The following is a 13,224-nucleotide window of genomic DNA, read 5'->3' as shown; positions in this document are numbered from 1 at the left end:
AATACCCAGGAGGCACCCTTGGCACCCAGACGACCCTGGTGAGCAACCACGGTGTGTCGGGTGCCCGCTGCGCCGTACCGATGGGGGTTAGGGGGTGATGGTGGCTTTGGCTTTGGCGGTGTTGTTGGCGGCGCCTATGAGGTAGACGATGTGGAATTCGATGTCTGCGTTGATGCCTTGGGTGGGGACGTTGACGGTTGCGCCGGTTTCGCCTTTGTTGATGGTGAGGGTGATGACGTTGCCGAGTTTTCGGTCGTGGGCGACGGCGTAGTAGACGGTGACGTCGCGCGTTGGGCGGCAGCTGAGGCTGATCTCGAATTGGAGGTCTTGGCCTTGTTGGGCGGCGGCGTCGGCCACCGACACCCTGGGGTTGGCGGCGCAGTCGGCGATGGCGGGCTCGGGCGGCGGGTCGTCGTCGTCGGCGATCGGGGCGGTTTGCGACGGGTGGGGTCCGATGGTGTAGCCGGTGCCCGCGGCGAGGGTGGCGGTGACGGTTCCGTCGGCCTCGTCGGTGCTGTCGTCGACGGTGGTGATTGTGAGGGTGGCTTGGGTGGCGCCTTTGGGGATCGTGACCGTGCGCGTGCCGGTGGTTGCTCCCCAGTCGCCGGTTGTGGTGATCTCCACGGTGATGTCGAGGTCGGCCGCGGTCGGCGACGATGCGGTGATGGTGAACACAGCGTCTACGCCCTCGGTTCCGCCTGCGCTGTCGGTGATGTTCACCTCGGGGGGAGGTTCGTCGCTGTCGATGATGACGACGGTGGTGGAACCGTCGGCGCGCTCGGTTCCGTCGGGACCCCACGAGATGCCCAAGATCACGCCGTCGGTGCTGCCGTTCAGGGTCGGCGCCCGGGGGCCGGTGCCGTACCACGCGGTGACCTCGTGGTCGTCCCAGTCGCTGTCGGCCAAAGCCGTCAACGCCAACTCGACGCGTTGGTCGCCGGGGCCGAAGACCACCTCGAAGTCGTTCGCGAACACCGCATCTGGATCGTTGAGATCGCGCATCGTCCAATGCGTGCCCTCATCGCCGCCGGTCACCCTCAACGGCACCGTGAGCGTCTCCCACGAGCGCATCGTGCGCGTCAATCCGATGTTGAGACCGGCTTGGTTGTCATAGCCGGTGCCGTTCTCGGCGATCGAGGTCGAGAAGAAGATCATGTACACCGTCAGCGGATCCACATCATCATCGGACACCGCCACCGATGCTGCGCCCTGGCTGTCCGAAACCACATAGCCCGCATCCGTCCCCGGCGCGTCCAGCGTGACGGTGACAGAGCCGTCGGCCTCGTCTGTGCTGTCGCCGGAAGTGGGAACGGTGAGCGTGGCGCTGCCGCCCGCAGGCACGTTTACGGTGCGCGCCCCGGTCGTGGCGCCGTAGTCGCCCGCCGCGGTGACCGTTACCGCTACTTGCACCGCGGCGGCGGGGGTGGCGGTGATGGTGAAGGCCGCGTCGGCGCCCTCGGTCACATCCCCAGCAGCAGCGATGCTGACCTCGGGGATCACCAGCGGCGGGTCGTCGTCGTCGAGAACCTGCACCGTCTCCGACGCCAGCGGGCCGACGGTGTAACCGCTGCCCGCGACCAGCGTCGCGGTGACGCTGCCGTCGGGCTCGTCGTCGCTGTCGTCTGTGGTGGCGATGGTGAGGGTCGCCTGGGTGGCGCCCGACGGGATCGTCGCGGTGCGCGTTCCGGTTGTGGCGCCGAAGTCGCCCGATGCGGTGATGGCCACGGCCACGTCGAGGTTGGCGGCCGGTTGCGGTGTCGCGGTGATGGTGAACACCGCATCTGTGCCCTCGGTTCCCCCTGAGCTGGCTGTGATGTCCACCTGCGGGGCGGGGTCGTCGTCGTCGGCCACCCCCACCGTCGCCGACTTGGTTGTTCCCAGGTCGTAGCCGGCCCCGTCGACCACAGTGGCGGTGACCGACCCGTCGGCCTCGTCGGCGGTGTCGTCGGAGGTGGAGACGGCGAGTGTCGCCGATCCTGAGGTCGGGATCGTCACCGTGCGGGCGCCGGTCGTCGCGCCGAAGTCCCCGGCGGCCGACACCGTCACATCGACCGCCATCGGGCTCGCCGGCAAAGGCACCGCAGTGACGGTGAACGTCGCGCTGTGTCCCTCGGTGACATCGCCGCCCGCGGCGATGGTCACCACCGGCGGCGGGTCGTCGTCGTCGGCCACCGCCACCGTCGCAGTGCTGCTGGTGCCCAAGTCATAGCCGGCGCCGGCGGCCAGCGTGGCGGTGACCGACCCGTCGGGCTCGTCGACACTGTCATCCCGGGTCGCAACCGAGTAGACCATCGCCGCGCCGCTCAGCACGAGGGTTCGCCGCCCTGCGCTATGGGCGAAGTCGCCGTTTTGGGAGATGTCCATGGTGACGGCGATCGGGCTCTGTGGCGCGGGAACCACGGTGACGGTGAACCTCGCGGCGGCGCCCTCGGTGATGTTTCTGCTGGCGGCGATGCTGACCACCGGCGGGGTTTCGGTGACGGTTCCGGTGGCCGCGGGCACACGGAACGCGTTCGCGGCGCCGGGGGCCCATGCGACCTGCAATTTCACCGTGTCGGAGTCCTTGGTGGGCACGCGCACCGTCGCGTGCGTGTCGCCGGGCCCGAACGTGACCTTTTGGGTATTCCCGTCGATCTCACCGTCGCGCGCTATGTAGTAATGAGCCACCACCGCACGGCTGAACCGGCAACTGAGAACGACGCGGAATACGAGGTCCTCGCCGCGCACCGCCGCAGCGTCGGCCACCGACACCGTCGGCGGGCCGTCGCACACCGGCGGGAGGTCGCTGTCGGCGATGGTGATGGTAACCGGCCCGCCTGCTGTGACGCCGCCGGCGACCCCGGTATGGGTGGGCGCTCTTGTTCCGGTGCCGAACGCGAACGTGATGGGCCGGTCGAACATGGCGGCGTCGTCTATCGCCTCGAAGCGCATCACCGCGGCGCGCCCGCCGGCGGTGAACTCCACCGCGGTGGTGCTGCCGTACCCGGTGCGCACCACCCCCGGCTCTGTCGGGTCGCCCAATATCCAGTCGCTGCCCGGCACACCCGACACCGTTATCGGCACGCTCACCGTCTCGCCGGCCACCAGCATCCGGCTCAAAGCGATCTCGAAATCGGTGGTGCCGCCGTTCTCAGCAATCGACGCGTCCCCCGCCGACAAAGACACCGACACCGGCACCGGACCGCCGTCATCGTCGGCCACCACGACCGTCGCCGTGCTGCTCGTGCCGAGGTCGTAGTCGAGACCGTCGACCACAGCAACGGCGACCGAACCGTCGGGCTCGCCGAACGAGTCGCCGACCGTCGCCACCGATAGCACAACTCGGCCCGAAACAGGGACCGCCACCGACCGCGAACCTGTGACGACACCGAACGCGCCCCGCTGGGCCACCGTCACGCCCACCGCCAGATCGGCCGACGGCCTCGGGAACGCGGTGAGGGTGAACTCCGCCGCCGCGCCCTCGACCACGGCGGGCCCGCCGGCGACCGAAACCCGCGGCCTCGGACTGTCGTCGTCGAACACCGCCACGCTCGCCGATGCCGGCGGCGGCGTGTAATCGGCGCCCGCGGTCACCGTGACAGTGACCGACCCGTCGGCTTCCACCGCCGAGTCGCCGGTCGTCGCCACAACCAGCACGGCGCGGCCCGAGGCGGGGATGGCGACCGTCCGCGAACCGGTCACCGCACCGAACGCGCCCTGCTGGGACACCGTCACGCTCACCGCCAGATCGGCAGAAGGCACCGGGTCAGCGGTCAGGGTGAACTCCGCCGCGGAGCCCTCCACCACAGCGGCGCCCGCGGCGATGGCGATCAGCGGGACGGATTCGTCGTCGTCGATCCCCAGCGTGATCGCAGCCGGGTCGGCCACGCCGTTGCCGCCGACAGCGGCAGCGGACACCTCAAACGACTTCGCCGCCGACCCCGACAACTCGTACACATCGTTCTGCGACGCCGCGAACACCACCGACCCCGAACTCACCGTCGACCCCGCCGGGACCCTCAACACCGCCGGCGAGGCCAGCCACCCATCGCCGGCCACCGCCGGCGCCACCGCAACCGCGGACAGAGTCGCGGTCACATCCTCAGACGACAAGCCGCTGAGCCGCGCCGTGATCGCCGCCGAGCCGCCCTCGGCCACCGACGCGGCGGCATGCAGAGTCAATGTCGGCAGCGGATCGTCGTCGTCGATCGTCACTACAACCGGCTGCGACGCGGGCCGGTACCCCAGAGGCAAAACGCCCAACCGGACCGCGAACGCCTCGGGGCCCTCATGCACGCTGTCCTGGGCAATCGAAATCTGGACGGTCGCCGAAGACGACCCCTTCGTCACCGTCACCAATGCGGGCGCTGTGTAATCGGTGCCCGCCTCAGCGGTCACGCCGGTCAACGCCAGCGGGACCACCAGATCCTCGGTCGGCGCCGGGCCACCCACCGACACCGTCACATCCACGCTCCCACCCTCCGCGACGCTCGCCGCCGCGATCGTCAAAGTGACCGGCTCCGTCGGCCCGCTCATGTGCCCCGTCACCTCGACGCCCCACGAGCTGACGACCTCCCTGAAGCCAGTGCCGCAAAGCACGTCGAACGAAAGCCGGAGCTTGAAGTTCGAAGGGCTGGAGCAGTCGGGATACTCCGGCATGTGCTGGACTCTCAGCTTCCACGTGCCCCGCGGGTTCTCGCCCAGATGGCGCGACGACCCGAAATCGAACGAGCCCCGCAACGAGCACCAGCCCGCTATGCAATGGTTGATCTCCGGCGAAAGGAGCGACTCGGTGCCTGTCGGCGACACCAGCGTCCACCGGTAATCGCGGAAGTCCGATATGTCGCCGGCGACGGTGACCTTGACGTGCTCAGTGAAATCGAAGGCCGGCAGAACATCAAGCGCCAGCTCGATCTCCTCGCCGCGCCCCGGCAGCGACACATCGCCAGCGTGCGAAGCCGTGTAGGTCTGCATCGGGGGCAACAGCACCCAGCCGGACGCGGCAGCCACAGCGGCCTCGGCGTCCACCAAGCCGAAGCCGTATTTGTAATTGGACGAATACACCTCGCCCGCCGGCCCCGCCGAACTGTACTTCCGGGCGCCGCTCAGCCAGCCCGGGTCCTGGGGGTCGACCTTGCGCGCTGTGTCGGCCAGGATCACCTTCACATCCCGCCACGTCAACTCGGCGTTCACGCTGCGCATCAACGCGATCACCCCCGACACCATCGGCGCAGCCGCACTGGTGCCCCCGAAAGTGTCGCGGTATTGGTTCTGACCCATGGGTGCCAAGATCCCCGCTTGGCCCTCGGCTCTTGACAGCCCGCACACCCACAGATTGGGGCCCTCCTCGGAGTATCTCGCCAATTTCCCCGCCGAGTTCACTGCGCATGCCGAGATGATGGCGCGATAGTTGTTCCCGGCCTCCAAGCCCGACCAGTAGTACCGTGAGTCACCGGCGACGCGTCCGTTGCCGGCCGACTTCACGTAGGAAGTCCCCTTGCCGCCGAACCCCTGCTCGAGGCCGGTCTCCAAAGCCCGCTGAAAAATCGAGCCCTCCGGCGACAGCCCCGGCCATGTTCTGGTGCCGTAGCTCATGTTGACCACCGCCGTGGTTGCTACGTTGAGCGTCAGCGCCTCGGCTTCTCGCGCGGTGGAGTAGTCGTCCAACAGGTTGTAGTTCACCAGCGTGGCCCGGGGAGCGACGCCGCGCCCGCCCACCGCGTTGTCGCGGGCGCCAACAACCCCGGCAACCGCAGTGCCGTGATAGGCGCCGCTCCTGGAGGTCTCCGAGGTGAAACCGCCCCAGTTCGTGCTCCGGCTGGTGTCCGCGTTGTCGACGAGGTCTTCGTGGTTCGGGTTCCAGGTGCGGTCCACCACCGCCACCGTGACCCCGGCCCCCATCGTGGTGGACCACACATCGCCCATGTTTAGGTCGGCCACCGGATCCCTCACCTGCCAGCTGGGATTGGTGGCCTTGTCGTACCGGTAGTCGCCCGACGCGTCCAAGTGCCACTGGCAGCTCGACAGCTCATCGGCCCAAAGGTCGGTGTACTTGGTGCAACGCTGCCTAGCAGCCGCCGTCTGCGAGGCATAGTCAGAAGCCTCCACATCCACCGCGACCTGCCCCACCTCGAACGGCGTGAACGTGTTGGGAACCGCGGCCTCGACATCGGGCTCGGCCGACAACGCGTCGGCCAGACGCAGCGACTCGGCGTCCGACACCGTCTTCAATAAGAAAGCGTTCGGCAACTCGCCCAGCGGCGACACCCGTCCCGGCGCGATGTTGTTGCGGCCCCACACGGCCTCGATAGCCGGCCCGCCCACATGCGAACCGAACAGCACGTTCACACCGCCCACCAACAGATGCGGCTGCCCGGTGTCGGACACGAACCAGGTGTCCGGCCTCGCCGCCGCTCCAGCCCCCGCCGCCGAAGCCCCCGACGCATTCCCGGCCGCCCCCGGCACATAGGCGCTCGACGCCGCAGATGCCGCCAACGACCGGGCATCGCCCAACTCCGCCACCTCCGACTCGTCCAACAAGCGCAACGGAACCTCGCGACCACCGTCGCGCATGGTCCAAACACCGTCGGACCCCACCAAATCCAAAACCCCCAATTCCCAGACAGCCTCGCCCAGCCCCGGACCGCCCAAATCGCCCTCAGGCGCCAACCCGTCCTCAGGCGCCAGCCCGTCCCCTGAGCCCAACTCCCCGCCATCCGCCGCCGGCGACTCAATCCCGACCACCACAGCCCCGCCCCCAGCGGCGAACGCCGACCCGAACTGCGCCGCCGATGGGGACTGCGTCGGCGCGCCCACCGCCGGCGCGGCGGGCAGCACCATGCCCAAAAGCGCCAACACCAAACCCCCAGCCCCCAACCGCAGCACCAAATGAGACCTGAGGTCCCGCAGACTCCTCATCGCAAACACCCTAGACCAGCCACAACACCCCTACTCAAAGACTGTCTGGGTTCGCAGCCACCTAGCGGCGTGTCGGGTACCCGGGGTGCCGAGCCGATGGGGTTAGGGGGTGATGGTGGCTTTGGCTTTGGCGGTGTAGTTGGCGGCGCCTATGAGGTACACGATGTGGAACTCGATGTCGGCGTCGATGCCCGCGGTGGGCACGTTGACGGTTGCGCCGGTTTCGCCGCCTTTGATGGTGATGGTGATGACGCTGCCGAGGCGGCGGTCGTGGGCGACGGCGTAGTAGACGGTTACGTCGCCCGTCGAGCGGCAGCTCAAGCTGATCTCGAAGTGGAGGTCTTGGCCTTGTTGGGCGGTGGCGTCGGCCACCGACACCCTGGGGCTGGCGGCGCAGTCGGCTATGGCGGGCTCGGGTGGCGGTTCGTCGCTGTCTACGATCACCACGGTGGTGGACCCGTCAGCCCGCTCAACGCCGTCGGGCCCCCACGAGATGCCCAAGATCACGCCGTCGGTGCTGCCGTTGAGGGTCGGCGCCCGGGGGCCGGTGCCGTACCACGCGGTGATCTCGTGGTCGTCCCAGTCGCTGTCGGCCACAGCCGTCAACGCCAGCTCGACGCGCTGGTCGCCGGGGCCGAAGGCGACCTCGAAGTCGTTCGCGAACACCGCGTCGGGGTCGTTGAGGTCGCGCATCGTCCACTGTACGCCCTCGTCGCCGCCGGTCACGCTCAACGGTACCGTGACCGTCTCCCATGAGCGCATCGTCCGCGTCAAACCGATGTTCAGTCCGGCCTGATTGTCATAGCCGGTGCCGTCTTCCTCAATCGACCTCAAGAAGAAGATCATGTACACCGTCAACGGATCCACATCGTCATCTGACACCGCAACCGTGGCTGTGCCCCGGGCAGCCGAAACCGTGTACCCCGCGTCCGCGGCGGGCGCGTCCAGCGTGGCGGTGACCGACCCGTCGGCTTCGTCTGTGCTGTCGTCTGTGGTGGCGATGGTGAGAGTCGCCGTCGGCGTGTTCGTGGCGAGGGTCACCGTCTGCGGGCCGGCCGCGACGCCCCAGTCGCCGGTCGCCGAGACCGTGACACTCACGTCGACACCGGCCGGCGGCGCCGGGTCCGCGGTCACCGTGAACACGGCACCAGCGCCCTCGGTCACACCACCGGCGGCGGTGATGCTGACCTCGGGGATCACCAGCGGTGGGTCGTCGTCGTCGAGAACCTGCACCGTCTCCGACGCGAGCGGGCCGATGGTGTAGCCGCTGCCCGCAACCAGCGTGGCGGTGACGCTGCCGTCGGGTTCGTCGTCGCTGTCGTCTGCGGTGGTGATGGCAAGCGTTGTTTGGGTGGTGCCCGACGAGATCGTCGCGGTGCGTGTTCCGGTTGTGGTGCCGAAGTCGCCTGATGCGGTGATGGCCACGGCCACATCGAGGTTGGCGGCCGGCTGCGGCGTAGCGGTGATGGTGAACACCGCATCTGTGCCCTCGGTCCCCCCCGAGCCAGCAGTGATGTCCACCTGCGGCGCCGGGTCGTCGTCGTCGGCCACGGCGACCGTGGCGGTCTTGTCGGCGCCCAAGTCGTAGCCGGCGCCGTCGACCAGCGTGGCGGTGACCGACCCGTCGGCCTCATCCGCGGCGTCGTTGGAGGTCGAGACCGAAAGGGTCGCCGATCCCGAGGTCGGCACCGTCACCGTGCGGGCGCCGGTCGTCGCGCCGAAGTCCCCGACCGCCGACACCGTCACATCGACCGCCATCGGGCTCGACGGCGCGGGAGCCGCGGTGACGGTGAACGTCGCGCTGTGGCCCTCGGTGACGTCGGTTCCGGCTGCGATGGTGACCACTGGAAGGGTTTCGGTGACGGTTCCGGTGGCCGCGGGCACACGGAGGGCGTTCGCGGCGCCCGGCGCGTATGCCACCTGAAATTTCACCTTGTCTGAGTCCTTGGTGGGCACGCGCACCATCGCGGATGTGTCGCCGGGCCCGAACGTGACGCTCCGGGTCGATCCGTCGATATCGCTGCCGCGACCGATGTAGTAGTGAGCCACCAAGGCCCGGCTGAATCGGCAGCTGAGCGTGACGCGGAATTCGAGATCCTCGCCCCGCAGCGCAGTGGCGTCGGCCACCGACACCGTCGGCCTTCCGTCGCACACCGGCGGGAGGTCGTTGTCGGCGATGGTGACGGTGACCGGCCCGCCTGCTGTGACGCCGCCGGCGACGCCGGTATGGGTCACAGCTCTTGTTCCGGTGCCGAACGCGAACGTGATCGGCCGGTCGAACATGGCGTCGTCGTCTATCGCCTCGAAGCGCATCACCGCAGTGCGCCCGCCCGCGCTGAACTCCACCGCGGTGGTGCTGCCGTAGCCGGTGCGCACCACGCCCGGCCCGGCCGGGTCGCCCAACAACCAGTCGCTGCCCGGCACACCCGACACCGTTATCGGCACCCTCACCGTCTCGCCGGCCACCAGCGCCCGGCTCAAAGCGATCTCCAAATCGGTCGCGCCCCCATCCTCAGAAACCGACGCGTCCGCCGCCGACAACGACACCGCCACCGGCACCGCACCGCCGTCATCGTCGGCCACCACGACCGTCGCCGTAGCGGCCGCGGCGAGGTCGTAGTCGAGACCGTCGACCAGCGCGACGGTGATCGACCCGTCGGACTCGCCGAACGAGTCATCTGTTGTTGCGACCGACAGTGCAACGCTGCCCGAAGCGGGGACCGTTACCGACCGCGATCCCACGACGACGCCGAACGCGCCCTGCTGGGCCACCGTCACGCCCACCGCCAGATCAGCCGACGGCGCCGGGAACGCAGCGAGAGTGAACTCCGCCACCGCGCCCTCCGCGACGGCGTCGCCCGCGGCGATCGAGACCCGCGGCCTCGGACTGTCGTCGTCGAACACGGCCACAGTGGCCGACGGAGCCGACGACGGCGTGTAATCGGCGCCCGCGGTGACCGTGACGGTGACCGACCCATCGGCTTCCGCATCGGAGTCGTCAGTGGTGCTCACCGCCAACACCGCGCTGCCCGAAGCGGGAATCGTGACCATCCGCGCGCCCACCGTCACGCCGAACGCGCCCTGCTGGGCCACCGTCACGCCCACCGCCAGATCAGCCGACGGCGCCGGATCAGCAGTCAAGGTGAACTCCGCCACCGAGCCCTCCACCACAGCCGCGCCCGCCGCGATAGAGACCACCGGCGCGGACTCGTCGTCGTCGATCCCCACGGTGATCGCAGCCGGGTCGGCCACGCCGTTGCCGCCGCTAGCGGCAGCGGACACCTCGAACGTCTTCGCCGCCGCCCCCGACAGCTCGTACACGTCGTTCTGCGACGCCGCGAACACCACCGACCCCGAACTCTCCGTCGAGCCCGCCGGGACCCTCAACACCGCCGGCGAGCCCAGCCACCCGTCCGACGGCTGGGCCGGAGCCACCGCAACCGCGGCCAGAGTCGCGGTCACATCCTCAGACGACAAGCCGCTGAGCCGCGCAGTGACATCCACCGAACCGCCTTCGGCCACCGACGCGCTCGAGGCGTGCAACGACAGAACCGGCAGCGGATCGTCGTCGGCGATCGACACCACCGCCAGCCCCGACTCGGGCCGGTACCCCAGCGGCAAAGCGCCCAGCCTGACTGCGAACCTCTCGGGGCCCTCGTGAATGCTGTCCTGGTGGACCGAAATCTGGGCCGTCGCCGACGACGACCCCGCAGGAACCGTCACCGACGCCGGCGTGGAGAAGTCGGTGCCCGCCTCAGCGGTAACACCGGTCAACGCCAGCGGGACCACCAGATCCTCGGTCGGTGCCGGGCCGCCCACCGAGACCGTCACATCCACGCTCCCGCCCTCCGCGACGCTCGCTGCCGCGACCGACAAAGAGACCGGCTCCGTCGGCCCACTGGTGTGCCCCGTCACCACAACGCTCCACGAGCTGATGACCTCCCCGAAGCCCGTGCCGCAATATTTGCGGTGCACGTATTGGCTACCGCAGTTCGGCAGGGTCGGCATGTGCTGGATTCTCAGCTTCCACGTGCCGTTCGCGTTCTCGCCCAGATGGCGCGACGACCCGAAATCGAACGAGCCCCGCAACGAGCACCTGCCCGCCAAGCAATAATCGTCTTCGGGCGCCAGGAGGGATTCGGCGCCTGTCGGGGACACCAGCGTCCACCGGTAGTCGCGGAAGTCCGATATGTCGCCGGCGATGGTGACTTTGACGTGCTCGGTGAAATCGATGGACGTTTGCAGGTCTAGGGACAGCTCGATCTGATTGCCGCGTCCCGGCAGCGGCACGTCGCCAGTGTGCGAAGCCGTGACAGTCTGCATCGGGGGCAAAAGCGTCCAGCCGGCCGCGGCATCAACTGCGGCCTCGGCGTCCACCAAGCCGAAGCCGTACCGGTGGCTGAACGAGTAGGTCTCGGCCGTCGAGCTGTATTTCTGTGCACCGTGCAGCCAGCCTGAGTGCTGTGGGTCAACCTGCTGAGCGGTGTCGGCCAAGATCACCTTCACATCGCGCCAAGTCAGATCGGCGTTCACGCTGCGTATCAACGCGATCACCCCCGACACCATCGGCGCGGCTGCGCTGGTCCCGCCGAAATGGGCGGTGTAGTGATTGTTGCTCACTGGCGCCAGGATCCCCGCCTGGCCCCGCTCTCTTGCCAGCCCGCACACCCAAAGACTGGGGCCTTCCTCGGAGAAACCTGCCGCTGTCCCCGCCGAGTTCACCGCGCACACTGTGATCACGCCGCGATAGTTGTTGTCGGCCTCCAAGGCCGACCAGTAGCGTCCCGGATACGCGCTGTCGCGGCCGTTGCCGGCCGTCTGCACATGGGAAGTCCCCTTGCCGCCGAAACCATTTCCGAGGCTGGTCTCCAAAGCCCGCTGATATATCGAGCCCGCCGGAGAGAGCCCCCGGCTAGGACTATCGCCGTAGCTGTGGTTGGCCACCGCCACCGTTGCCATGTTGAGCGTCAGCGCCTCGGCCTCCTTCGCCGAGGAAAAGCAGTCCAACAGGTTGTAGTTCACCAGCGTGGCCCGGGGAGCGACGCCGCGCCCGCCCACCGCATTGTCGCGGGCGCCCACAACCCCGGCAACCGCAGTGCCGTGGGTGAGGCCCTCTGTGAGGTTGAAGCGACACAGGTTCCTGCTCCGCGCGTTGTCCACGTTGTCGACGAGGTCTTCGTGGTTCGGGTTCCAGGTACGGTCCACCACCGCCACCGTGACCCCGGCCCCCATCGTCGTGGACCACACGTCGCCGATGTTGATATCGATCCTCGGATCGCTGACTTGCACCGGCACCCAATACGGGGAAAACCGGTAGTCGGTCGACGCGTCCAGGTGCCACTGGCAGCTCGACAGCTCGTCGGCCCAGGGATCGGTGTATGCGTTGCATCGGCTCCTCGCATCCGCCGTGTGCCAGATACAGCGTAGGTAGACGACCGAACAGTCTTGCGAGGCGCCCGACGGGTCCTGCCCCTGCTCGAACGGGGTGAACGTGTTGGGAACCGCAGTGTCCACAGCGGGCTCGGCCGACAACGCGTCCGCCAAACGCAGCGACTCCGCATCCGACACCGTCTTCACCAAGAACCCGTTCGGCAGCTCGCCCAGCGGCGACACCCGTCCCGGCGCGACACCGTGGCGGCCCCACACCCCTTCGATGGCCGGCCCGTCCGCATGCGGACCGAACAGCACGATCACGCCGCCCACTAACAGATGCGGCTGCCCGGTGTCGGACACGAACCAGGTGTCAGGCTTCGCCGCCGCTCCCGCCCCCGCCGCCGCAGCCCCCGACGCGTTCCCAACCGCCCCCGGCGCATACGCGCTCGCCGCCGACGATGCCGCCAACGACCGGGCATCGCCCAGCTCCGCAACCTCTGACTCGTCCAACAAGCGCAACGGAACCTCGCGGCCACCGTCGTTCATGGTCCAAACACCGTCGGGCCCCACCAAGTCCAATACACCCAACTCCGAGACAGCCTCGCCCAGCCCCGGACCGCCCAACCCGTCCTCAGGCGCCAACCCGTCCTCAGGCGCCAACCCGTCCCCTGAGCCCAACTCCCCGCCATCCGCCGCCGGCGACTCAATCCCGACCACCACAGCCCCGCCCCCAGCGGCGAACGCCGACCCGAACTGCGCCGCCGATGGGGACTGCGTCGGCGCGCCCACCGCCGAGGCGGCGTGTAGCACCATGCCCAAAAGCGCCAACACCAAACCCCCAGCCCCCAACCGCAGCACCAAATGAGACCTGAGGCTCCGCAGACTCCTCATCGCAAACACCCTAGACCAGCCACAACACCCCTACTCAAAGACTGTCTGGGTTCGCAGCCACCT

2 protein-coding genes are annotated in these 13,224 nt (G+C 68.7%); both read right to left on the bottom strand.

The annotated features are described in order from the left end of the window. Window positions 1–87 precede the first annotated feature (87 nt). Entirely contained in the window at window positions 88–6,897 is a 6,810-nt protein-coding gene (locus ACOGXA_RS12005; RefSeq protein WP_419924108.1) for a S8 family serine peptidase, read from the bottom strand. 102 nt (window positions 6,898–6,999) lie between these two features. After that, window positions 7,000–13,161, bottom strand: a complete 6,162-nt coding sequence (locus ACOGXA_RS12000) for a S8 family serine peptidase (protein WP_419924107.1) — start codon at window positions 13,159–13,161, stop codon at window positions 7,000–7,002. Window positions 13,162–13,224 lie beyond the last annotated feature (63 nt).

The organism is Candidatus Poriferisocius sp., assembly GCF_965208475.1.
Classification (GTDB): Bacteria; Actinomycetota; Acidimicrobiia; order Acidimicrobiales; family Bin134; genus Poriferisocius.
This window is presented reverse-complemented; position numbering and strand designations above follow the sequence as displayed.

Bases quoted from the DNA above. Each gene is read 5' to 3' on its own strand.
- ACOGXA_RS12005 (WP_419924108.1), bottom strand. From the start codon at position 6,897: ATGAGGAGTCTGCGGGACCTCAGGTCTCATTTGGTGCTGCGGTTGGGG.
- ACOGXA_RS12000 (WP_419924107.1), bottom strand. From the start codon at position 13,161: ATGAGGAGTCTGCGGAGCCTCAGGTCTCATTTGGTGCTGCGGTTGGGG.